The organism is Clostridium sp. CM037, assembly GCF_055081095.1.
Map to the genome: position 1 here is coordinate 4024446 of NZ_CM143650.1, position 24503 is coordinate 4048948.

The 24503-nt window shown below is 32.1% G+C and carries 27 protein-coding genes and 1 pseudogene; 4 read left to right on the top strand and 24 right to left on the bottom strand.

The genetic code is table 11. From position 1 onward, the window contains the following. The first annotated feature begins 238 nt into the window (after positions 1 to 238). Positions 239 to 793, top strand: a complete 555-nt coding sequence (gene yyaC / locus ACWJKP_RS19250; protein ID WP_165413076.1) for a spore protease YyaC — start codon at positions 239 to 241, stop codon at positions 791 to 793. A gap of 125 nt (positions 794 to 918) precedes the next feature. Here yyaC and mreB read toward each other — a convergent pair whose 3' ends face one another. The 19 genes from mreB to ACWJKP_RS19345 form a co-directional block, all read right to left on the bottom strand. Next, complete coding sequence (gene mreB / locus ACWJKP_RS19255) at positions 919 to 1953, bottom strand: rod shape-determining protein (protein WP_165413075.1); 1035 nt, start codon at positions 1951 to 1953, stop codon at positions 919 to 921. A gap of 126 nt (positions 1954 to 2079) precedes the next feature. Further along, a complete protein-coding gene (spoIIID, locus tag ACWJKP_RS19260; RefSeq protein WP_165413074.1) occupies positions 2080 to 2334 on the bottom strand; it encodes a sporulation transcriptional regulator SpoIIID in 255 nt (84 codons plus the stop codon). A 119-nt stretch (positions 2335 to 2453) separates the two neighbouring features. Continuing rightward, positions 2454 to 3233, bottom strand: coding sequence for a M23 family metallopeptidase (locus ACWJKP_RS19265; protein ID WP_165413073.1), 780 nt, complete (start codon positions 3231 to 3233; stop codon positions 2454 to 2456). 234 nt (positions 3234 to 3467) lie between these two features. Next, positions 3468 to 4511, bottom strand: a complete 1044-nt coding sequence (gene spoIID / locus ACWJKP_RS19270; protein ID WP_165413072.1) for a stage II sporulation protein D — start codon at positions 4509 to 4511, stop codon at positions 3468 to 3470. A 325-nt stretch (positions 4512 to 4836) separates the two neighbouring features. Further along, complete coding sequence (gene murA, locus ACWJKP_RS19275) at positions 4837 to 6102, bottom strand: UDP-N-acetylglucosamine 1-carboxyvinyltransferase (RefSeq protein WP_165413071.1); 1266 nt, start codon at positions 6100 to 6102, stop codon at positions 4837 to 4839. 26 nt (positions 6103 to 6128) lie between these two features. Next, on the bottom strand, positions 6129 to 6848 hold the full coding sequence (locus ACWJKP_RS19280; RefSeq protein WP_165413070.1) for a YwmB family TATA-box binding protein: 720 nt from the start codon (positions 6846 to 6848) through the stop codon (positions 6129 to 6131). Positions 6849 to 7141: 293 nt separating this feature from the next. Then, entirely contained in the window at positions 7142 to 7540 is a 399-nt protein-coding gene (locus ACWJKP_RS19285; protein ID WP_165413069.1) for a F0F1 ATP synthase subunit epsilon, read from the bottom strand. A 45-nt stretch (positions 7541 to 7585) separates the two neighbouring features. Further along, entirely contained in the window at positions 7586 to 8980 is a 1395-nt protein-coding gene (gene atpD, locus ACWJKP_RS19290; RefSeq protein ID WP_165413068.1) for a F0F1 ATP synthase subunit beta, read from the bottom strand. 15 nt (positions 8981 to 8995) lie between these two features. Further along, positions 8996 to 9850 (bottom strand): ATP synthase F1 subunit gamma, encoded by an 855-nt coding sequence (gene atpG / locus ACWJKP_RS19295; protein WP_165413067.1) that lies wholly within the window; start codon positions 9848 to 9850, stop codon positions 8996 to 8998. A gap of 116 nt (positions 9851 to 9966) precedes the next feature. Then, entirely contained in the window at positions 9967 to 11484 is a 1518-nt protein-coding gene (atpA, locus tag ACWJKP_RS19300) for a F0F1 ATP synthase subunit alpha (protein ID WP_165413066.1), read from the bottom strand. Positions 11485 to 11500: 16 nt separating this feature from the next. Then, positions 11501 to 12034: a F0F1 ATP synthase subunit delta gene (locus ACWJKP_RS19305; RefSeq protein WP_165413065.1), complete on the bottom strand. Its 534-nt coding sequence runs from the start codon at positions 12032 to 12034 to the stop codon at positions 11501 to 11503. A 1-nt stretch (position 12035) separates the two neighbouring features. Next, positions 12036 to 12509, bottom strand: a complete 474-nt coding sequence (locus tag ACWJKP_RS19310; RefSeq protein ID WP_187351425.1) for a F0F1 ATP synthase subunit B — start codon at positions 12507 to 12509, stop codon at positions 12036 to 12038. Positions 12510 to 12603: 94 nt separating this feature from the next. Further along, positions 12604 to 12852, bottom strand: a complete 249-nt coding sequence (atpE, locus tag ACWJKP_RS19315; RefSeq protein ID WP_165413064.1) for an ATP synthase F0 subunit C — start codon at positions 12850 to 12852, stop codon at positions 12604 to 12606. A 27-nt stretch (positions 12853 to 12879) separates the two neighbouring features. Next, positions 12880 to 13560, bottom strand: coding sequence for a F0F1 ATP synthase subunit A (locus tag ACWJKP_RS19320; RefSeq protein WP_165413063.1), 681 nt, complete (start codon positions 13558 to 13560; stop codon positions 12880 to 12882). 4 nt (positions 13561 to 13564) lie between these two features. Beyond that, positions 13565 to 13939 (bottom strand): ATP synthase subunit I, encoded by a 375-nt coding sequence (locus tag ACWJKP_RS19325; RefSeq protein WP_165413062.1) that lies wholly within the window; start codon positions 13937 to 13939, stop codon positions 13565 to 13567. A 716-nt stretch (positions 13940 to 14655) separates the two neighbouring features. Further along, a complete protein-coding gene (wecB, locus tag ACWJKP_RS19330) occupies positions 14656 to 15786 on the bottom strand; it encodes a non-hydrolyzing UDP-N-acetylglucosamine 2-epimerase (protein WP_165413061.1) in 1131 nt (376 codons plus the stop codon). A gap of 43 nt (positions 15787 to 15829) precedes the next feature. Further along, entirely contained in the window at positions 15830 to 16858 is a 1029-nt protein-coding gene (locus tag ACWJKP_RS19335) for a glycosyltransferase family 4 protein (protein WP_165413060.1), read from the bottom strand. 85 nt (positions 16859 to 16943) lie between these two features. Further along, positions 16944 to 17432 carry a deoxycytidylate deaminase gene (locus ACWJKP_RS19340; protein ID WP_165413059.1) on the bottom strand — a complete coding sequence of 163 codons (489 nt, stop codon included), beginning with the start codon at positions 17430 to 17432 and terminating at the stop codon, positions 16944 to 16946. Positions 17433 to 17665: 233 nt separating this feature from the next. Next, positions 17666 to 17947, bottom strand: a complete 282-nt coding sequence (locus tag ACWJKP_RS19345) for a hypothetical protein (protein ID WP_462961354.1) — start codon at positions 17945 to 17947, stop codon at positions 17666 to 17668. A gap of 363 nt (positions 17948 to 18310) precedes the next feature. On the opposite strand from ACWJKP_RS19345, the gene ACWJKP_RS19350 reads away from it, so the two are divergent. Then, on the top strand, positions 18311 to 19606 hold the full coding sequence (locus ACWJKP_RS19350) for an IS110 family RNA-guided transposase (RefSeq protein ID WP_165415057.1): 1296 nt from the start codon (positions 18311 to 18313) through the stop codon (positions 19604 to 19606). Between the two features lie 116 nt (positions 19607 to 19722). On the opposite strand, the pseudogene ACWJKP_RS19355 reads toward ACWJKP_RS19350, so the two are convergent. Continuing rightward, positions 19723 to 20211: pseudogene (locus tag ACWJKP_RS19355) on the bottom strand (ATP-binding protein); the annotation flags it as partial. A 190-nt stretch (positions 20212 to 20401) separates the two neighbouring features. Between ACWJKP_RS19355 and ACWJKP_RS19360 the strand changes: the two are divergent. Further along, entirely contained in the window at positions 20402 to 21097 is a 696-nt protein-coding gene (locus ACWJKP_RS19360) for a Crp/Fnr family transcriptional regulator (RefSeq protein WP_165413057.1), read from the top strand. 202 nt (positions 21098 to 21299) lie between these two features. Beyond that, positions 21300 to 21845 carry an NADH peroxidase gene (locus ACWJKP_RS19365; protein ID WP_165413056.1) on the top strand — a complete coding sequence of 182 codons (546 nt, stop codon included), beginning with the start codon at positions 21300 to 21302 and terminating at the stop codon, positions 21843 to 21845. Positions 21846 to 21930: 85 nt separating this feature from the next. On the opposite strand, the gene upp is transcribed toward ACWJKP_RS19365, so the two are convergent. The 4 genes from upp to ACWJKP_RS19385 form a co-directional block, all read right to left on the bottom strand. Continuing rightward, positions 21931 to 22560, bottom strand: coding sequence for a uracil phosphoribosyltransferase (gene upp / locus ACWJKP_RS19370; RefSeq protein WP_165413055.1), 630 nt, complete (start codon positions 22558 to 22560; stop codon positions 21931 to 21933). A 27-nt stretch (positions 22561 to 22587) separates the two neighbouring features. After that, positions 22588 to 23037 (bottom strand): ribose 5-phosphate isomerase B, encoded by a 450-nt coding sequence (gene rpiB, locus ACWJKP_RS19375; RefSeq protein WP_165413054.1) that lies wholly within the window; start codon positions 23035 to 23037, stop codon positions 22588 to 22590. A gap of 79 nt (positions 23038 to 23116) precedes the next feature. Beyond that, positions 23117 to 23314: a hypothetical protein gene (locus ACWJKP_RS19380; protein WP_165413053.1), complete on the bottom strand. Its 198-nt coding sequence runs from the start codon at positions 23312 to 23314 to the stop codon at positions 23117 to 23119. 54 nt (positions 23315 to 23368) lie between these two features. Further along, complete coding sequence (locus ACWJKP_RS19385; RefSeq protein ID WP_165413052.1) at positions 23369 to 24415, bottom strand: L-threonylcarbamoyladenylate synthase; 1047 nt, start codon at positions 24413 to 24415, stop codon at positions 23369 to 23371. Positions 24416 to 24503: the final 88 nt, after the last annotated feature.

A 24503-nucleotide genomic window follows, 5' to 3' on the forward strand; every position in this document is an offset into this window, starting at 1 on the left:
ATAACTATACTATTCGCATATTTGCTTAATATTAAGCATTGATACAACTTACTATTTTCCAAATAATTCATTATATTTTTTATTTGGTTTTCCTTCATATAGTTAATATACTTATATATCATTTTTTAATAAATCATTTTTTTATTCTTTATTATAATAATACACGGGATTTATTCATATAAATTATTCATAGGAAACTAATAATTTTTCCCCAGCGCAATACAAGGAGGTATATTTCTTGAGTAAAGCTAAAACCCATTATAAAGATCCTTTAGCATACTATACACTTTCTAATTTTCTAAAAGACTATATTGACAAAAATACTTTAGTTGTTTGCATAGGTACCGATAGATGTATAGGCGATTGTCTAGGTCCTTTAGTTGGTACACTTTTAAAAAATAGTTCCTTTCCATTACCTGTATATGGCACTATAGATAATCCAATTCATGCCTTAAACATAGATAGTAAATTATCTAAAATAAATGCTTTGCACCCAAATTGTACTATAATAGGTGTAGATGCTTGTTTAGGAGACATTTCAAATATTGGAGAACTCCAAGCTAGAAATTATCCAATTCATCCTGGCAAAGGTGTAGGGAAAACCCTTCCTAAGGTAGGCACTCTTTCATTAATAGGTATAGTAGATTCAAGTGATGATAGTGAATTATTTACAAATAGAAACATAAGATTGAGCTTGGTAATGGATATTGCTAATGTTTTAAGCAGGGCCCTCTTGCATTCATATTATTTGCACTCCCTTACCAATGAAGAAAATAATTTAAGCCCTGTTTAACACGATTTAATTAGTTTTAAATAATTATCCGCAATTTAAATTTACAAATCTTATATAATATAAAAATAAGCAATACAATTAAACTAATAATTGTATTGCTTATTTTTATAGCTTGCTTACACTTTTTATTCTGTTAAGCATAATTCCCTTCCATTGAATGAATTATCTAACTTATCCATATAATCCAATACTTTACCTGTTCCGAGTGCTACGCATGAAATCGGATCCTCTGCTAGGTATACCGGAACTTTAGTAACCTCTTGTATGAGCTTACCTAAGCCTTTTAACAATGCACCTCCACCAGTCATAACTATACCTTTATCAGCTATATCTGCTGAAAGCTCAGGTGGTGTTTTTTCTAATACTGAATGTGCACATCCTGCTATTAAATATACCGCCTCTTTTAAAGCTTCTCTCATTTCTTCTGATGATACTTCTAAATTCTTAGGAAGACCTGTAATTAAATCTCTCCCTCTTATCTCCATGCTTGTCTTTTCTTCTTGTTTATAAGCACAACCTATGTTGATTTTTAAATCCTCTGCAGTCCTCTCACCAATCATTAATTTATGTTTTTTTCTGATAAATTTTATAATCTCTTCATCAAACTTATCACCAGCTACTTTAACTGATTCACGTACAACCATGCCTCCTAAAGAAATAACTGCAATATCAGTCGTCCCTCCACCAATATCAATAACCATATTACCACTTGCTCTAGTAATATCGAGTCCCGCTCCGATTGCCGCTGCTAGTGGTTCTTCTATAAGTTGAACTTTCTTAGCTCCGGCATTTCTACCTGCATCTTCCACCGCTCTTCTTTCTACTTCCGTTGCTTCGCAAGGTACACATATTACAACTTTTGGAGAAGACAGCCTTCTTTTCCCACAAGCCTTCTTTATAAAATGATTTAACATTTTTTCAGTTATGTCATAATCCGAAATAACACCGTCCCTCATAGGGCGTATTGCCACAATATTGCCTGGTGTCCTTCCTATCATTTGCCTAGCTTCTTCTCCTACTGCCAATACCTTATTATTATTTCTATCTATGGCAACAACAGAAGGTTCTTTTAATATAACACCTTTTCCTTTAATATATACAAGCACTGTAGATGTACCCAAATCTATTCCCATATCTGTACCCATTCTAAAAAAAAACATTTCAAAACCACTCCTGCTCTTTAGTATATTCAATATTTAAATTACACTAAACTCTATTCTATAAAGCTATAAGAAAACCCTCTTTTAATTTTAAAATTTTTTTATAGTTTTTAGCTTCGAATGTTTTTATCCTTGTGCTTCTTTATATTTCAATTTAGTTGCTCTTCCGCCTCTTATATGTCGCTCAGCTTTATTTATATCCAAAATTGTTTTTGCATCGCTGGCAATTTGAGGATTTATTGTGGGTAATCTTTCCGTCATATCCTTGTGTATAGTACTCTTGCTAACGCCAAACACTTTGGCAGTTCTTCTTATTGTAGATTTTGACTCGATAATGTACTTAGCAACTTCTAGTACTCGATCTTCAATATAGTCTTTCAAGTGTTGCCTCCTTAACCCTTATATATTTATAAATATGCATTATCTTGCTTTTAAATTCCATTCCAATTAGTCATCTTCCAATATATTTTTAAAAAATGGCTAATTGAGATGGTTATTGGTTATTTTTTAGTTTCTTCAGGTTGATATTTCTCATACTTTACATATTTAGCAGGATCAACATTCTTATTACTCTGCAAAACTTCAAAGTGTAAGTGAGATCCATATTCTTCCTTAAATGAATTTAAACTAGTGTTTCCCACTGTACCAATTTGCTGTTTTTTAGTTACTTTATCACCTTTTTTTACTAATATTTTTTCATCTAGATTAGTACTGTTAGTAACAAATCCATTTTGATGATCTATCTGAACCATCTTACCTTTTTGGCCATTAACGTCAGTACCAACTTCTTTAACTATTCCATCCATAACTGCTACAACTGGCTCCCCTATTTTTGCTTGAATGTCAACGCCTAAATTTGTTCTATAGCTTCCATCAGTCTTCCACACTACTGAATCAATATCTTTTGAATATGCCCTTGCGAGTAATCCATTCGCTACGGGATTTTCAAATTTAGCATTAACTGATTTGGAAACTGCTGATGCTGCTTTTCCTGTTGTAACTTTTTTGATGTCTGGTACCGCTTTAATCGCTTCAGCCTTAGCTTTCTTTTCTTCTTTTACTTGAAGAGCACCCTCATATTCTTTTTGTTGCGCTTTTATAACATCTCCTGCATTTGCTTGTTGTTTTTGTAATGCTTCTTGCTTGCTTGAAAGCTTCTTATTATTATTTGCTGTTATAGACGCCACTGAAGCTACTATACATAAACAAACAAATAAAATTACATAGAATCCTTCCTTCTTAAAAAAATTTAATGTCTTATTGTTTTCGTTCTTATTCATACAAACACCTCCATTTGTATTTTTGTCCATATTTTATTAAAACATACATATTTCCTAAAATTTATTTAACTTAATCTGCATTTTAATAATATTTATATCTTATAGTTTAAAACATATTTTAAATTTTAAATTACTCACCCTTAGTTTTGCTTAAATCATATTCAAGTTTATTTTTATAAAAAGCAAAGCTGATTATCCATTTTTTTATAGGATAACCAGCTTAGGTGTATTTTTTCATTTGGATATAACAGTCCCTTGATAATAATGAGTTAATATTTCAATATAGGTTTTCCCATCTTTCGCCATCGCATCCGCACCCCATTGACTCATCCCTACACCATGACCATATCCGCTGCAATCTATTTCTATGTTGCTTAAATTAAACTTCATTTCAAAATTCGATGATTTTAAACCAAGCATTGTTCTAAACTTACCGCCTGTCATGGTTATATCCCCTACCTTAATACTCTTAACACTTCCTGCCTCAGTCCTATCAATTACTGTTATTTGTTTCTTAACATTAGTTGAGGTTACCTTAGCATTATTATAGTTTTTATTTATAATTCGACTTAGATCTTTATACTTTAAAATTTTACTACTCTTAAAGCTTCCTGCTCTTTCTTCGCCTGGACTTTCTACACTCCTTAAATAAGGTATGCTATCGCTAAATACCTCTTCGGAATTTTCCGTTTTTCCACTGCTAGTTGCAAAATAATAAGGCTCCATTACTAAGTTGTTGTTATATGTTAAAACTTGTCCTAACGTCCCTTTAACCGCCATTTTAATCTTATTCCAATTTTTTTGACCAGAAGTTCCCCATTCTTTTATACGTTCTTCTTTAGTCCTATAAACTTGACAGTGGACTGTATCGCATAAATCAGCTCCATTACCATTTTTACATGGGGTTCCTCCCATTTCTGTGACATGAGCTAAAGCATAAGTCCTAGCCGCCACTGCTTGAGATTTTAAAGCTTCTATTCCAAAAGTAGCTGGCATTTCTGCTGCAACAACTCCCGTAACATATTCTTCTAAATTAAGTTCTTTTATAGTATTCCCTTTTGACATAAAAACTTTAACTTTAGTGATTTTGGCTAGTGAACCATATTTTATAATATTTTCATTGTCTTCTACCTTAATTGCAGAGTTTTTACCCTTATTTATACTTTTATTATTTCCTACCCCCACTATTAAAACAGATGTAATAACTATAAATGCAATAAATGCAGTTATTAATAGAAGGATATTTTTTAAATGTACTGTAATAAAAACTCTTCTCATTTTTTTCTCCTCTCGTTATAAAACAACCTTTACATTATACATATTAAATAACTATAAAAAATATTACTTTTTTCCATTGACTAAATCCCTGTAAAATAATAGTGCATACTATTATGTATTTATTAATAGAGCTAGCGGATAAAAAGATTTAGACCAGTTGTAACCAAAAGGCACCCAAAAATAATATACTAGTCATTGTGCTAGTTTATTATTTTTAGGTGCTTATTATAAAATAATTGGAATATAACACTTATATATTCCAACTATCCAAGTTTAAATTATAAATGAACCGCCATATATTTTTATCGATTATTGAATTTCCCTGTTATTTATGAGAACTCACTCTTTCTATGTCTGCTCCTAGTCCCTTTAATTTCTCCTCAATAGAAACATAGCCTCTATCAATATGATATATATCATTTATTGTAGTTGTGCCCTCTGCTGTAAGTCCTGCAAGTATTAATGCCGCTCCCGCTCTCAAATCTGTAGCTGTAACTTCTGAACCTGTAAACCTATCTATACCTTCTATTACGGCACTTCTACCATCTATTTTTATATTTGCTCCCATTCTCTTTAATTCTGTGGCATGCATAAATCTATTCTCAAAAATAGTTTCTGTAATTATACTCGTTCCTTTTACTGTACACAGTAAACTCATCATCTGAGCTTGCATATCTGTAGGGAACCCAGGGTATGGCATAGTTTTTATATCTATTGGGCTTAACTTTTTCCTACCATCAACTACTATGCTATTTTTATTAATTTCTATTCCTACTCCCATCTCTGTAAGTTTTGCTATTATTGGTTTTGAATGAATTTCATCAATGCCATTAATTTTAAACAAGCTTTTCGTTATTGCAGCAGTTATCATAAATGTACCCGCCTCTATCCTGTCATATATCGGCTTATAAACAACTTCTTTAAAATCTTTAACGCCTAAAATTCTTATAGTGTCTGTTCCTTCTCCATATATTTTTGCTCCCATGGCCCTTAAGAACTTTGCTAGGTCTACAATTTCTGGTTCTTCTGCTGCATTTCCTATTATTGTTTCTCCCTCAGCTAGCGTTGCTGCCATCATTATATTTTCCGTAGCCCCAACTGACGGATAATCTAAATATATATTGCTGCCTATTAATTTTTTTGCTTTCGCTTCCACATACCCGTGACCTACTGATACTTCTGCACCTAAAGCTGCTAATCCTTTTAAATGAAGATCGATAGGCCTAGTTCCAATATTGCATCCACCCGGCAGAGAAATCTTGAAGTTTCCAAATCTTCCAAGCATAGGACCCATTATTAAAAAAGATGCTCTCATTTTTCTAACTAATTCATCATTAGCCCCATTATTAAATAAATTAGTAGTATTAATTTTCACCATTTTAGTAATTTTATCTATATTAATATCTGCTTTAAGAGATTTTAATACATCGCAAATTACAAATACATCTTCAAGCATAGGAGCATTTTCAATGGTACAACTATTACCGTTTAATATTGTTGCTGCAAGTATAGGAAGAACCGAATTTTTAGATGCACTTATATCCACTTCACCCTCTAATTTTTTCCCACCTTTTATAACTAATTTATTCATTTACTTCCTCCATTATATTGTTATTTTTAATAAGTTGTAATTATTTCAGGTGTACCAATGATAATGTATCTTCCAGATGAATAATTACATACAGCATAATTAAAATCGATTAACTTTTTATTGATTACCAGCTCATCGTATTTTTTAGTATATGCTATAGTACTTAGTCCATTGTTTATACTCACAGTCTCAATATTGTAAGTCCCATGGGATTTCAAAACTTTTATTATCCTATTATTAACACCATAAATGTCTTCATTTTTAACACTTGAACTACTCTCTACCATTTTCGCCTTTAGGTATTGAAAATATTTGATGTTTTTACCTCTATAGCCAATACTAGTGCTAACTTTATTTTTAAGAGATACTAGTCCATTTTCGTTACCTATCTTACTTATGTTTATAGTTATATCATTCTCACTTTTGTATTTTAAGGCTTCTATATATCCTTCAACATTTTCATCAGAAAACTCTATACAATAAGAATTCTCACTTTCGGAAATGTTTAATTTTGTTTTTTTGTTATTAAGTTCTAAAGACCTAATTAAATAGTCACAAAATTGTTTTGGTTCTTCTCCAGTTTTAAAGCATGTTTTCAATCCATACTCCACAGTTTTGCTTTTAGTTTGGAGTAATATTTCATCGAATAAATTAACTACCTCCTGTGCATTTGAGATTTTAACATTAATTTGTAAAATAATTAGACTTAATACTATACACAAAAGTGCGATACTTTTTCTTTTCATTTTAATCCCCCTACCCTTCAATTAAATTCTTGACCATAATTTATTTTTTTATTCTATAAATAATGGTTTTTTAATATTCATGTTATTAATAAATTCATCCCCCAGCACAAGTGTGAAGAGGGCTATTTGATTCATTATATAGGCAGGGTTATTGTAAAAATTGATATTTAGTATATATATCCATTCTTTATATTATTAATATATAAAATTTTAGTGGAAATGTGCTAAAAAAAATCAAATGCATTTTTAAGCAAAAAAAATGAAGATATATTAATATCCTCATTTTATAATCTCTATCCTTTTGTCTTGATTCTTTCAAGCGCTCTTAAAATAGCATTCTCTGTTCTCATAAAACCAATTCCATGCTTATGTCTCAATCTTTCTTCTGCTCTTTCTTTAGCCTGCCTTGCTCTTTCAACATCTATATTCTCTGGCCATTCACAGGCACTACATAACATTTCTACCTCACCTTGAATCACTCTTAAAACTCCCGTTGATGTAAAAGCTTTTAACTTTTCACCACTTATATCTGTAAATGTTGTCACCGTAGGTTTTAATGGAGATATCATAGGAACATGATTGGCAAAAATACCAAATCTGCCATCATCACTCTCCGTGTTCAAACTCAGTATTTCACCACTATAAAACTCCTTTTCCGGAGTAAGTATAGTAAGCTTTATATGATTTTCCATATAAATACACTTCCATTTCTATGCACATATTCTTAAAATACTTTATTAACCAGCCATAGTTTTCGCTTTTTCTACTGCCTCTTCTATAGATCCAACAAACATAAATGCCGCTTCAGGTAAGTCATCATGCTTTCCTTCAATGATTTCTTTAAATCCTCTTACCGTTTCTTTTACTGGTACAAATTTACCTTTCATTCCTGTAAATTGCTCCGCTACAGTAAATGGTTGAGATAAAAACCTTTGAACCTTTCGCGCTCTTAATACTACCATCTTATCCTCTTCAGATAATTCATCTATCCCTAATATTGCAATAATATCTTGAAGTTCTTTATATCTTTCAAGGATACGTCTAACTTTTATTGTAACATCATAGTGTTCCCTACCAACTATTCTAGGATCAAGCATTGTTGAAGTAGATTCTAGTGGGTCTACCGCTGGATAAATGCCCAATTCAACTATCCCTCTAGAAAGCACTGTAGTAGCATCAAGATGACTGAATGTAGTAGCTGGTGCAGGATCAGTTAAATCGTCTGCCGGTACATATACAGCCTGAACAGATGTAATAGATCCTTGTTTTGTAGATGTAATTCTCTCTTGTAATTGTCCCATTTCCGTAGCAAGTGTTGGTTGGTACCCGACCGCACTTGGTATTCTGCCAAGTAGCGCAGACACCTCTGAACCTGCTTGTGTAAATCTAAATATATTATCTATGAATAAAAGTACATCTTGACCATGATCTCTAAAATATTCTGACATGGTAAGCCCTGTTAACGCAACTCTCATTCTAGCTCCAGGTGGTTCATTCATCTGTCCAAAAACTAAAGCCGTTTTAGATATAACTCCTGACTCTTTCATTTCATTATAAAGATCATTACCTTCCCTAGTCCTCTCACCAACTCCGGTAAATACTGAAAGTCCATTATGTTCTTTTGCAATATTATTCATAAGTTCTTGAATAAGAACCGTTTTACCAACTCCTGCCCCACCAAAAAGACCAATTTTACCACCTTTTTGATATGGCGCTATTAAGTCTATTACCTTAATACCTGTTTCAAACATTTCTGGCTCAACAGACTGTTCTGCAAATGTTGGGGCTAACCTGTGAATAGGCATATATTTATCTACTTTAACTTCTCCCATTTCATCCATAGGCTTTCCAAGAACATTAAACAGCCTTCCTAGTACTACATTCCCAACTGGAACTGATATTGGACTACCTGTATCAAATGCCTCAAGACCACGGCTTAATCCCTCTGTGCCTTCCATAGCTATTGCTCTTATAATATCATCACCGATATGCTGTTCAACCTCAGCTACAACCACTCTATCATTCATCTGAATTTCAATACTGTTGTAAATATTGGGAAGACTATCTGAGTCAAACTTTATATCTATAACAGGCCCTATTATTTGAACTACTTTTCCTATATGTCCTGGCATTGTTTTCACTCCCTTTTACCTTTGAGCTTCCGCTCCTCCAACTATTTCTGAAATCTCTTGTGTAATTGCACTTTGTCTAATCCTATTATAACTTAAATTAAGTTTATCAAGTATATCATTGGCGTTGTTAGTAGCCGATCCCATAGACTCCATTCTAGCTCTGTGCTCACTTGCTTTTGAATGCAGCATAGAATTCAGCATTTTACCACTTAAAAATAATGAGGTAATCTCATATATTGCGTTTTCATCTATTGCCTCAATATCTACATACTCTTTACTACCATTCTCTTCATCATCAGAACTTAGAGGAAGTAACTTTTCAATTATAACTTCATTTTTCAATGCCGAAATTAGCTTTTTATAAACAATGTAAACTTCACCAACATCTCCGCTACTATACATACCAAGTGCACGATTACTAATAGTAGAAGCTTCCTTTTGAGTAGGCACATCTAAAATTTCAACGTATTCAGCCACAGTTTCAATATTAATTTTTTTAAGTAAAGCTCTACCTTTTTGACCTACAATTATTACATTGTAATCTTCTTTATTGCTTTTTATGCTATTAGTTAGTCCATTAACTACTGACCAATTAAATCCACCACAAAGACCTGTATCTGATGTCAATACAACATACAATTTTTTGCTGTTATTATTTCCTCGTGTATAGATACTATCATCTTCATAATTATCTTTAACCTGTTTAACAATTTCCTCAAGCCTATATAGATAATTATTGTTAACATCCACCTTATTTCTTATTTTTTTATATTTAGATGTGGCAACTAATCCCATGGCTCTGGTAATTTTTGTAGTATTTGTTATGGATTTTATTCTTCGCTTAATTGCAATAAGCCCCATACCTGCCATGTTTCACCTCTCTTTAGTCTTGATAATATATTATCAAGACAAATTAATTATCACCTAAAGGCGCTATTAATCATCACCTTTAGGTGCTACACTAACGACTCGCTTCTAAAATGTCGTTAATATTTTTCAACTAAGAACATTTTTTTAAATTCATCTATAGCTTCAATAAGTTGTTGTTTTATTTTATCATCTAGTACCTTATTATCCATTATTGCTTTACCTACTTCTCTATGATGTGTGTCCATATACTCCAAAAACTCACTCTCGAATCTCGTTACTTGATGTACCGGAATATCCATAAGATGGTTATTTGTCCCAGCAAAGAAGATCATAACTTGTTTCTCTACTGACACTGGCATATATTGATCTTGCTTTAATATTTCAATTAATCTTTTCCCTTTTTCTAGTCTCATTTTTGCATCCTTATCAAGATCCGTACCAAATTGAGCAAAAGCTGCAAGCTCCCTATACTGAGCAAGTTCTAACCTTAAAGTTCCAGTAACTTGCTTCATGGCTTTTATTTGAGCATTTCCACCAACTCTTGATACAGATATTCCAGCATTAACTGCCGGTCTTTGCCCTGAATGAAACAATTCAGCTTCAAGAAATATTTGCCCATCCGTTATGGAAATAACGTTAGTTGGTATATATGACGTAACATCGCCTGCAAGAGTCTCTATTATAGGAAGGGCAGTTAATGAACCCCCACCTAATTTTTCTGAAAGCTTTGCTGCTCTTTCGAGTAGTCTTGAATGAATATAAAATATATCTCCTGGATAAGCTTCCCTACCTGGCGGTCTACGAAGTAATAGAGACATAGCTCTATATGCCACCGCATGTTTAGATAAATCATCATATACTATTAACACATTCTTACCATTATGCATAAAGTATTCTCCCATACTACATCCAGCATAGGGTGCCAAATACTGCAATGGTGCCGAATGAGAAGCTGTAGCCGCTACAACTATTGTATAATCTAGTGCTCCCATTTCAGATAGGGTATTAACAATATGTGCAACAGTAGATTGCTTTTGACCAATAGCTACATATATACATATAACATCTTTGCCCTTTTGATTTAAAATAGTATCTATAGTTAAAGCTGTTTTACCTGTTTGCCTATCTCCAATTATAAGTTCTCTTTGACCTCTTCCAATTGGCACCATAGAGTCTATTGCTTTTATTCCAGTTTGAAGTGGTTCTTTAACTGATTGTCTTTCAATAACTTCAGGCGCTTCGACTTCTACTGCTCTTGTCTCCGTAGTCTTAACTGGGCCTTTACCGTCTATTGGTACACCTAGAGCATCTACAACTCTTCCTATTAAAGCCTCACCTACAGGAACTTCTACTACTCTACCAGTTCTTTTTACTATGTCCCCTTCTTTGATGCCCTCTTCTGGTCCTAAAAGTACACATCCTACATTATCCTGTTCTAAATTTAGTGCCATACCAAATATTCCATTAGGAAACTCTAAAAGTTCATTTTCCATGCATTCATCTAACCCATATACTCTGGCAATTCCATCACCTATTTGAATTATTGTTCCTGAGTCAACAGTGTCAATCGTCTTTTCATATCTTTCAATTTCTTTCTTTATTATGGATGTTATTTCTTCTGGTTTTATATTCATAAACTCACCTCCATTCCTATTTAAACATTAATTTTTTCATTTCCTCTAATTTACTTTTTATCGTGCCATCAATAACGTCATCGCCAACCCTTATATACACTCCGCCTATAACGCTTTTATCTAATCTTTCATCAAATATGATTTTTTTATCATACATTTTGTATAATTTCATGCGCAAGTTTTCTCTTTCGGTTTCCTTGAGAGGTATTACTGTTTTAACCACCACCATTAAAGTGTTATTACGCTCTAAGTGGATTTTTTCCATCTGCTTAAGTTTTTCTGCTGTAAACAATATTCTGTCTTTTTCTATAAGAATAAGTAAAAAAGATAAAAGATCTTCATCAATTTTGCCCTTAAAAACCCTAATAAACATCTTCTTTTTTGCAGAAGTACTTATTTGTGGGTATTTAATAACTTTTAGGAACTCAGAGTCATTCTTCATAAGTGAAACTATTTCTCGCAAGTCATTTAAATATTCTTCAACTTTCCCTTTTTCCTCGGCAACTGTATATAGTGCAAGTGCATATCTTTTATCTAAGTATTCATACATTTTAGCTACCTACCTTAAAAATAAAATCCTCAATCAGTCTTCTGTGTTCTTCTTCACCTATATGCTGTCCAAGAGCTTTTTCAGATAATACTAAAGATAAATCTATGACTTGCTTTTTAATTTCACTTTGCGCCTTTTCTCGCTCTCTATCTATTTCGACTCTTGATCTTTCAATAATAAGCAAAGCTTCTTTTTTTGCATCTTTAATTAATTCTCCAGATATCTTTTCTGCTTTTTGTTTGTATTTTTCAACTATTTCCTTACCCTCTTTTTTTGCTAAGTTTAATTTTTCACCATTTTCTATTTTCAATCTCTTAGCTTCTTCTTTATCATTCCTCGCTTGTTCAAAAGAAGAGTTTAATTCTTGTTTTCTTGTGTCTAAAATCCTATTTACTGGTGTAAATAAATAACGTTTAGCAATAAAAAGTAGTATAAGGAAATTTATCATTGCAGCTATAATATTACCTAAGTCCATCCCTATCTCCATATATATAAAATCTCGGTTTATAAATTTCTTTTACCATTATGAAACCGAAACTTTCACCTACCTTCCCTTTACCTATTTCTTTTTAACCTTTTACACCGAATAAAATTAATAATAACGCTATTAGGAAACCATAGATAGCTGTTGCCTCCGATAGTGCACCACCTATAACTAACACTCTTGTTATTTTATCACTAGCTTCTGGTTGTTTTGCAATACCCTCCACAGCCTTCGCTGTAGCATTTCCTGTTCCTATACCACCACCTATAACCCCAAGTGCTGCTATTCCTGCTCCTATTGCTGACATTCCTGCGACAAATCCTGTTGAAACCATAAAATATTCCTCCTATTCATTTTTATTTTACTCTTCTGAAGTTATTACAATATTAATCATTGTTAACATTACAAAAATAATCATTTGGATAGTACCATCAAATAAATCAAAATACATGTGTAACGGTATCGGTATTCCGAGTTGCGCCACCCAAGTAACGCTATTCAATGCACTATAAACTAATTCCATAATTATAGTTGCCGCAAACATATTTCCAAATAATCTTAGACTTAAAGATACCGGCAACATAATTCTCTCCATTATATTTACTGGAAGTAATAAAGGTAATGGTTTTGCATAGCCAGTAAAATACTGTATAACACCGGATTTCTTAATTGTATAACCCTGTATCACTATAAATGTAATTAAACTCATTCCCAAAGTTACACTATAGTCTGTAGTAGGTGGTTTTATTCCAAGTATACCTACTAAATTCATTGATAAAAGATAAATTCCTAATGTACCAATAAATGGAACAAAAGCCTTAAAATTTTTACCCATGGTCTCTTCTATTGTTTTTTGAACAAATTCTACAAAAATTTCAACTACACTCTGTTTTTTGTCTGGTATTTTTTTTAGATTTCTATTAATAAATGCTATTAGTAATATCAATACCAAAACTATTACCCACTGTGTTATTAAACTAGCTGTAATTTGAAAATTATATCCAAACAAATTCACACTAGGTAGTTGTGCGATCGTTGCCACTTACTCACTTCCCTTCACACTCTTTAATATTAATTCCGTAAAGTACTAGAGAAATCAATTGTGAACTATACCCCAATATAAACGCAATTATAGCAAAATTAGAATAATTAAAAACCATCAAGCCTGTTACGCATACTATAATCACCCTAAATACAAAGCCAAATAAAGTAACAACTCCACATTTGTTTTTTACTTTGCAAAATATAAAATTAACAGATATTAAATTAAATAACAAATTAATACTTGCCAATATTAAACCTAATAAAAAAAATACTGCGTATTCCTTATTAATAAAATAAATTACTACAGTCCCAATAAGTGCTATAAAAAAGTTAAAAAAATTAATTTTTTTATACATCTGTGCTGATTTAACATTCACTTTTTTCTTCCTCTCATCATTCGCTAATATTTTTATATTATAGTCTACTAATTTTCATAAACAAAGCCTAGTATTTCTTAATTTTCAAAGCTATATAGCTCTATAAGTCGATTTTATATTAATAATCTTATGTTTCTTCTGTATATCTCTGTTTTAAGATATTTTAAGGCTTAAAGAATAATGCATACTTATTTTATTCAATTAATCTATTTCTTTCAATGTGCTCAATGTACTAAATGTTCGTAATATTCTCACTGTTCTTCTCAATATTAGTGGCTTTATTAACTTTTAAGAACTTTAAAATATAAATTCTGTTCAGTTAAACATTTACAAAAAATCTATTAATAGATATATCTTCTATTATTTTTTTTCAATTCTTAAAACAATTGCAATATATATATTCTTTTAATTCAAAAATTTTATGCTATTTTACGTATTTCACCTTATAATTATCATCTAACGGTAAAAATATACATTGTATTTAGATATTTTAGTAGTTATAAGCTTTTAAATACCGTATATTATAATAAACGATATATTTAAGTCTACTTCGTTGTTATACATGCATTTGATTTTTTTCACTTCGTAAACTGTTATTTTAAACTTATTCACTTGTAAAAACCGCAAAAAAATAAATCTAAGAATTTAATTTCTGCCTCCTTAGACTTAGTTTAAAAATTATTTATTAGTACCTTAATTGCATTTCCCATATACCTTTATGTTTTATCTTTATCAAAGTAATTCACTAGTTCATCTACTATTTTAGCAGAAGCATTTCCATCTCCATAAGGATTAATTGAATTACTCATGTGATTATACTCATCTGCATTTCTAAGAAGATTATTAGCATGCAATACAATTTTATCTATATCTGTCCCAACTAGCCTTACAGTGCCAGCATGCTGCGCTTCTACTCTCTCCGTAACTTGCCTAAGAACTAAAACTGGTTTACCTAAATGAGGAGCTTCTTCCTGAATTCCTCCTGAATCGGTCATTACTAGATAACATTTTTTTATTAAATTATGAATTTCTTTTGTATCTATAGGCTGGAGTAAATGTATCCTACTTACGTCTTCTAAAATGCTGTAAACCGTATCTTTCACTACTGGATTAGGATGAACTAGATATAATACTTCGACATTTTGATTTTCTTCAACAATAATCCTCAAAGCATTACATATATTTTCAATTCCAATTCCCCAATTTTCTCTTCTGTGAGCCGTAACCATTATGACTTTTTTGTTTTCATAATCAATTTCATTTAGCTCACAATTTTCAAAAATATACTTCTCTTTAATTGTAAACTTCATAGCATCAATAACTGTATTTCCCGTAACAAAAATAGTACTTCCCTCTATTCCCTCTCTTAATAGGTTTTCTTTAGAGGTCGTTGTAGGTGCAAAATGCAAATCTGCTAAAGCGCCAGTTAACTTCCTATTAATTTCTTCTGGGTAAGGAAAAAATTTATTATGACTTCTTAGACCTGCTTCTACATGACCAACAGGTATTTTTCTATAAAAAGCTGCCAGAGATGCTGCAAATGTTGTTGTTGTATCTCCATGTACAAGTACTATATCCGGTTGTTCTTTTTCAAAAATCTCCTCTAAACCTTGAAGAACAGAACATGTTATCCCTGTTAAGCTTTGTTTCGCTTTCATTATGTTTAAATCATACTGAGGTACAATATCAAAAATTTCCAAGACTTGATCTAATATTTCTCTGTGCTGCGCTGTGACACATACCGTGCATTGTATTTGAGAATTTTTTTCTAATTCTTTAATAAGAGGTGCCATTTTTATAGCCTCAGGTCTTGTACCAAATATTACTATAACCTTAATATTTTCCACCAGATACCTCCTAATTTTAATTTATAACCACATGTTAACTAAATTACTCTTTTTGCTGAAAAATCCCATATTTCCAAGCCACTAAAACTATTATAACCATTACTGATGCTAACAAAAAATATGCCCTTTGATTACTGATTTGCATAGCTATAATGGCAATCCCGCCTAAAACAGCGCTTATAAAATACATGATAATAACTGCTTGTTTTTGGCTGAGTCCCATATCCAAAAGCCTATGGTGCAAATGGCCTTTATCTGCTTGCATCATAGATTTCCCATTAACTTTCCTTCTAATCATAGCGAAAAGAGTATCATAAATAGGTAATCCAAAAGCTAAAATTGGTACTGCAATAACAAAAGATGTTGCAGATTTAATAGCCCCTTCAATTGAAATAGCTGCCAGAAGAAACCCTAGTAATTGAGATCCCGTATCCCCCATAAATATAGAAGCTGGATTGAAATTGTATGGTATAAATCCTAAAACAGCACCACTTAAGACAGCAGTCAAAAATGCTGCTTCGAGTCTTCCATTAAGCAAAGAAACTATCATTAAGGTAACAGAAGATATAAATGCTATACCTGCTGCTAAACCGTCTAATCCATCTATTAGATTAAAAGCATTAGTCACACCTACAATCCATATTATTGTTACCGGGATGTAAACCCATCCTATACTTAGATAAGGGTAAAATTCTCTAAAAGGGTTAGTTACAGTTGATATCCTTATACCTGATACTAAAAGGCATATGGCCGCTATAACCTGTATTAAAACCTTATATTTAGGACTTAAATCTTTAATATCATCTATAATGCCCCCAATAACAATAATAGTTGCTCCAATAATTATACCTATTTGGGAAGTTGTTAGGATGCCGTTATATAAAATTGTTCCTATAACAAAGGCTATGTATATAGCGAGCCCTCCCATAACTGGAATAGGCTTATTATGAACTCGCCTTTCATCTTTAGGAATATCTATGGCATTCACCTTTATTGCTAATTTCTTAACTAAAGGGGTAATTATAAAAGAAATTAAAGCTGTAATTATTGCTAAAATATACCTATTACTCATAAAAAACCTTTCTTTCACAAAAATATTGTTTCTATTTGATAAATATAGATTAAACTTTATGAAACTAATTTACTGAATTTCAAAATTAATATCCCCCATCACCTTGAATTGAGTCATCATTTTCTATCCATTCCTCTACATATACAATTTTATATTGCGTTTTGTTATCTCTAATTATTACCTTCTCTATACCCGAATTAATTATAAACCTCTTGCACAAAGAACATGGAGATGCATTTATAACTAATTCACCGCTATTAACCTCTTTCCCAACTAAATACAAAGTCGACCCTAACATATCATTCCTTCGGGCTGATATAATTGCATTTTGCTCAGCATGTACTGATCTACAAAGTTCATACCTTGTCCCTCTTGGTACTTTTAATTTTTCTCTTCTACAGACCCCTAAATCACAACAATTCGCTCTTCCTCTAGGTGCTCCTGAATATCCAGTAGACATAATTTCATCATTTTTCACTATTATAGCTGCAAAATTTCTACGTAAACAAGTACCTCGTTCAGATATTGTTTCGCATATATCCAAATAATAATTATGCTTATCAATTCTTTCCATAATTATACCTCATATAAACATATTTTAATTATATAGATTAAAAATTAAAAACTAAATTTATAATCTAATAATCAATCACTGTTATTTTACACTAAAACAACGATGATTTAAAGTGTTTAATGAACTATATATGTTAATTTACTATAAAACACGTCAAGAAAAGCATATATTATATGCCTTCCTGACGTGTTCAAGTATAGAAAAAGCGTGGTTTGCAGCCCCCTATAGCAACACTAAATTATTACTCCGTTTATGCCAATAGTTACCTCTTTGTATGGAACCATTATTCCAGCTTGAAGCATACCTTCCTTTACAGAATTAACAATACCCGCGCAACAAGGTACCTCCATTCTAACTACCGTAATACTCTTAATATTATTATTTTCTAATATCTCTGAAATTTTTTGTCTGTAATAATCATTGTCATCGAGCTTTGGGCATCCTATTAATGTTACTCTTCCTTTAATAAACTCCTCGTATAATGTAGTTGTAAGCATTGATAATAAATCAGTCATAATAACTACGAATGTTATCACTAATCTCTTATCTAATATTCGCAACTCATAATTTTACTTTGTTTAATCTTGTCTCAATTCTGATTACTGATTACTGTCAATTACCAATATTGGATACTAGGAACCAGTTAGTCCACAATGATATAATATCTCCTGAATAGAGAAGATAGATGTTTCACTCCTGAGCGGTAAGTAATTACCAATACTCGTAAAAAAGCGTATCATTCCATCAGTGAGTTTTCTGTGTTTTAGCTGGTTGGGTTTCCAATTTTGGAACTACCCGTGTCACAAACGAGGTTACAGCCTCATTGATAGAAGTGGAATCTTTATTCTATCTCACTTTTACAAAAGGAGATGTTATATATGTCAAAATACTTAAATAGTCTTGTAGTAGGCATTGATGTTGCTTCTGAATTCTCTTTTGCAGCATTCCTTGCGCCTGACGGCAGTAAATATCGGAAGCCTTTTAAAATCTTCCATACTGCTGAGGGTTTTAAATACTTTATTGAGCAAATAAAAAAAGCAGAAGAAGAGTTTTCCACAAAGCCTGTGTTCTTTATGGAGTCCACAGGCGTGTATCATCTAACTCTTTTCCACTTTCTAAAGGATAACAATTTCGAAACCTTTGTTATCAATCCTCTTGTTACTAATTGTAACAAAAATAAAGACATTAGGAAAGTGAAAAATGATAGAAATGATGCATTATCTATCGCAAGTTTAGGAAAATTTGAAGATATCAAGGTATCATCCGACTCTGACATCAACATTCTCACTTTAAAGCTATTAGTACGCGATTACTATAAGCTTATTGATACTAGGTCAGTATTTAAAAAGAAACTTAGTAGTTCTTTGTGCATAACTTTTAATGGATATCAAAATGTATTTTCTAATACCTGTGGATTAGTTTCAATTAACATATTGAAAAAGTATCCTAATCCACAGGCAGTTATTTCAGCTCCAAAGCAAGATATTATAGATATTTTGATTAATTCCAGAAAGGGTATTAAGTGGGCTGAAAAAAAATACACTAAGCTCATAGAATCGGCTGAGAATGCTCAATTTGTTAGTTTAACATCACCATGGTTATCAGTTTCTATTACCACTTCTATATCTATCTACGAGGCCATTGATGGTGAAATAGCTACGCTTTTAGCAAAGATTGAAGGGTTCATAAACAGTGATCAAATGTCTCCTGCTTTTCGTAAAAATATATTATTACTAATGTCGATACCAGGTATTGGATATAATACAGCAATAACAATATTAGCCGAAATTGGTGCCATTGATAGATTTATCACGCCTAAGCAGCTTGTTGCTTTCTTCGGAGTTGATCCTGCTGTTAATGAATCAGGTAAGTTTAAGGGCGATAGAGTTAAAATATCCAAACGTGGTACAAGGTTTGGTAGACGAGCTCTATATGCTGTTGCCTTAGCTTCTATTAGGATGAAGCGTAATGGAGAAGCTACTAATCATATTTTACTTAAATATTACAAAGAAAACTTAAAGGGCAAGAAGGCAAAAGTAGCTTTAGTAGCAGTTATGCACAAGCTTATCAAATATCTATTTGCGGTTTTAAGAAATCAACAAGAGTACCAAATTAGAGACCCTAAATTACACCAAAAGATGTTTTTAGAAAATAAAACTGTTCTAGCTGCCTAATTAACTATACCACCTCCCTTTTTTTACCATCATTCGTGTTTCGAAATGGTCTTTTTGTTGAGCCTAAAATTAAACTAAATAAATTTCAAATTAATAGTTGACTTTAACTAGCTGGTCTTATGAAAATCCCCATAAGCATACGCTGTGCAATCTGCAGCAATTAATATATCTGCACCTTTTAAAAATCCTGCCTTTGAATTAACTAGCTTTAACTGTACTGGCCATTGATTTAATTCTGAATCTAGCGATGAATCATCGTAACTGCTTATTTTAGTTGCCGCTAGTTTAACATTCAAATTCGCATTTCTTTTTATTGATTTTTCCATTGTACCAGGGCATCCACAAGGCGAATTAGGTTTAGCATCATTTTGTTTCTTTTTTATTTCAACGGCCTGCACGTCATACTCTACAGCATCTCTTTGGCTTATTTTAATAGCATCTGTTGGGCACTCTGGCAAACAATCTCCCAGCCCATCACAATATTCATCGCTTATTAATTTAGCCTTGCCGCTCACGAGCTCTATGGCTCCTTCATGACAAGCATTTATACATAATCCGCAACCATTACATTTATTTTCATATATACTGATAATATTCCTTTTCATATTTTAACTCCTCCATTTTTTTATATATTCACATTGATGCCCGTTCAAATAAATAACAATTCGTATACCATTTTATTTATCTTCATGTATCTAATTAATTTTTTAATTGACTGTATACGTTAATTATATTAAAATTACTTATACTAATATGTAACTTACGTTACCAAAATATAAATTCGAGGGTGATTTGATGGATAAACTGGTAAATCATTTAAAACATTGTATTTTATTTAAAGGTTTAACTTGTGAAGAATTGCAAAATTTAATTAAAAGTATAAACTATTCGATTTCCGATAACTGCAAAAAATGCACCGAATGCCAAACCTGCATTGTTGCTCTTGAGGGTGAAGTCTGCGACTCTTTAGGCATTGTAATTGAAGGTATACTAGAAGTACAAAAACATTATGCTAGTGGAAAAGTTGTTACCCTTGCAAAATTAGATAAAGGAAAAATTTTTGGAGAAGCAATTGCTTTTTCAGAGACAAATATATACCCAGCTACTATAGTATCTTATAGAGGTTCAATTATACTTTATATTTCAAAAAAAGATATTATAGCTATGTGTAGCTCCTACCCTAAAGTACTTAACAACTTCATGCAATTATTATCAAGTAAAATTCTTTTATTAAATAGAAAGATTAAAGAACTCTCTTTTGAAACCCTAAGGCAAAAAATATCTAATTACTTACTTTCGCAATATGAAATTCAAAAAAACTTAGCACTCACACTTCCTATGTCTAGAAAAAGCCTCGCTGATCATCTAGGTGTACAGAGACCATCTCTTTCAAGAGAGCTCGTGAATATGAAGGCTGATGGCTTAATAGATTTCAACAAGAATTTAATTCAAATAAAAGATTTAGATGGCATTGAAACTATATTAAATTAACCACTTGTCGAATATACTCGAACTTTTTCTGATAAGAGATATTAAATTTTACTTGATAATTGTTATCCGTTAGTGTATAGTAGTAATTGTAGCAAAGGTAAACACATATTTTTATTTATTTAGTAAATTATATAACTAATATACGAGGGGATACAATTTATAATTGTTATCTTACTCAAAAGAATACGAGGGGGAAATTAATATGAAGAAATTTGTTTGTACAGTATGTGGATATATTCACGAGGGAGACTCCGCACCTAGCGTTTGTCCAGTTTGTGGTGCAAAAAGTGATAAATTTATAGAGAAGACTGAAAATGATATGTCATGGGCAGATGAACATGTAATTGGAGTTGCTAAAGGCGTGGATGCAGAAATTATAGAAGGATTAAGAGCTAACTTTGTTGGAGAATGTACTGAAGTTGGTATGTATTTAGCAATGAGCCGTCAAGCTGATAGAGAAGGCCTCCCAGAAGTTGCAGAAGCTTATAAGAGAATAGCTTTTGAAGAAGCTGAGCATGCTTCAAAATTCGCTGAAATGCTTGGAGAAGTAGTAACCGCAGACACTAAGAAAAACCTTGAAATGAGAGTTGATGCTGAACACGGAGCTTGTCAAGGTAAAAAAGATTTAGCTACTTTAGCTAAAAAACTTAACTATGATGCTATTCATGATACAGTACATGAAATGTGCAAAGATGAAGCACGTCACGGCTGCGCATTTAAGGGATTACTTAATAGATATTTTCAATAAAATTTAATTAAGTAAAAAAAGCAACTTACAGATAATTTTCTGTAAGTTGCTTTTTAAGTTTTCATATATAAATTGTAATAATTAACTATTTAGTTCCGAATAATCTATCACCAGCATCACCAAGACCCGGTACAATATATCCTTTTTCATTTAATTTTTCATCAATTGAGGCTACATATATATCTACATCTGGGTGCGCCTCCGTAATAGCCTTAATTCCCTCAGGTGAAGCTATAAGACACATAATTCTTATATTTTTTGCTCCTCTTTTCTTAAGAGCTGAAATTGCATCTATTGCAGAACCTCCTGTAGCAATCATAGGGTCCGTAACAATTACATCTCTTTCACTAATGTCCTGAGGCAATTTACAGAAGTACTCAACTGGTTGCAACGTTTCCTCATTCCTATACATTCCTATATGTCCAACCTTAGCTGCCGGTATAAGATTTAGCATACCATCAACCATTCCTAAACCCGCTCTTAATATAGGTACTATAGCCATTTTCTTTCCAGCCAAAACTTTGCATTTAGTAATACAAATAGGAGTTTCAATTTCTACTTCTTCTAATTGTATATCACGGGTAACTTCATAAGCCATAAGCATTGCGACCTCTGAAACTAACTCTCTAAAATACTTTGAACCTGTGTTTTTGTCTCTTATGTATGCCAATTTGTGTTGTATAAGTGGATGTGTGATTTGCGTTACTTTACTCATATGTAATTCCTCCTATTTTTTTAATGTTTATTTAGAATATTTTTTCTCAATTTCACTTATTTTATCAATTCTTTTTTGATGTCTGTCCCCTTGAAATTTTGCATTGATAAAAGCATCTACGATATCTAGCGCTAACCCAGTGCCAATAACTCGCTCGCCAAGCGCTAGTATGTTAGCATTATTATGCTCGCGCGTTGCATGAGCGCTAAAAGTATCGCTGCATAGTGCAGCTCTTATCCCAGGTACTTTATTGGCAGCAATACTTATTCCAATCCCTGTACCGCATATTAGTATACCAAGTTCAAAATTTTTAACTGCTATTTCCTGTGCAACTTTTAGTGCATAATCTGGATAATCACAAGACTCCTCAGTATAAGTACCAAAGTCCGCTATCTGGATGTTTTTACTCTCCAGATGTTTAATAATCTCTTTTTTCAAACTTAAACCACCATGGTCACTACCTAATGCTATTTTCATTATGAAACACCTCCAAGGAATATTTTATTATTTAAAGATATTATGTTACAAAAAAAGAAGATATCGGTATTTAAACAAACTATTTAAATACTATTATCTTCTTTATCTTATCCAATAAAAAGAATACATTATTCTTTAATCCACTAAATTTTTTCGAATATACTAAGGAATCTTTAACATATGGGTCTATAATATTTATAGTATATATTCTACTATAAATAGCTTCTAGCATATAGCTTTTTCGCATTTTTTCATTACAAACATACGATATACCCATAGTTATCCTCCTCATATTCATCTGGAATAGATATCAACTATAAATTGTTACCTACTATACTTCAATCATATCAAAGCCTGCAGATTTCTTAAGCCTATTCATTATAGCAACACCTATACCCTTTTCTTCAAACGCTTCTGATAATATTAAATCTACATCAGTATCATCAAAACTTCTTAAAACTTCAAAAAGGTTTTTGCCCACACTATCTAAGTGCTTTCTGCTTCCTAAGGAAATAACCGTGCCGTAACGATATTTAGCTTTAGTTTCATCTGTCGCTATAATTCCTATTTTTTTATTGCCCATATTAGTCTGCACTATTTCATTGATTTTTGCAACAGTTTTTTCTAAATCTCCGCATATTATTTTAACTGGAGATTTTGGTGCATAATGCCTATACTTCATACCAGGTGCTTTAGGTTTAAAATCGTTCTTTGGTTTAGACATTATATTTTTATCAATATATATTTTCTCATCTATCTCTCTTAACATCTCAATGGTTATAGCCCCCGGCCTTAGTATACATATAGGGGTACAAGTACAATCAACTATTGTTGACTCAAGGCCTACTTTACTTTTATCTCCCCCTAGAATATACTCTATCTTTCCATTTAAATCTTCAATACAACTTTCTACATCAGTTGGACTGGGTCTACCAGATATATTAGCTGATGGGGCTGCAATAGGTGTTCCAGCTGCCTCAATAAGTTTTCTTGCAATGAGGTTCGCTGGCATACGTATACCTACAGTATTGAGTCCCGCACTTGTAGTTATAGGGATCAAATCAGACTTATTAAAAATAAGTGTTATTGGCCCAGGCCAGTATCTATTCATAATTTCTTTGGCTATATATGGTATTTCTTTAACTAAATAATCTATATTAAAATCTGCCACATGCACAATAAGGGGGTTATCCTGTGGTCTTCCCTTTGCCTTAAAAATTTTTTCTACAGCAATCTTATCTAAGGCATTCGCACCAAGACCATAAACTGTTTCCGTAGGAAAAACAACTAATCCGCCTTCAGCTATAACGAGCCCAGCCTCATTAATTATATTTTGTTCAATATTATTTTCATCTATTATTGTTATCTTCGTTTTCATCCTTACACCTCTTAATTAAATCATCACCTGCGGTGCTGCACATCTTCAAAGAAGATGCATTGACGACTTGAGAAGGAGATTTATACTC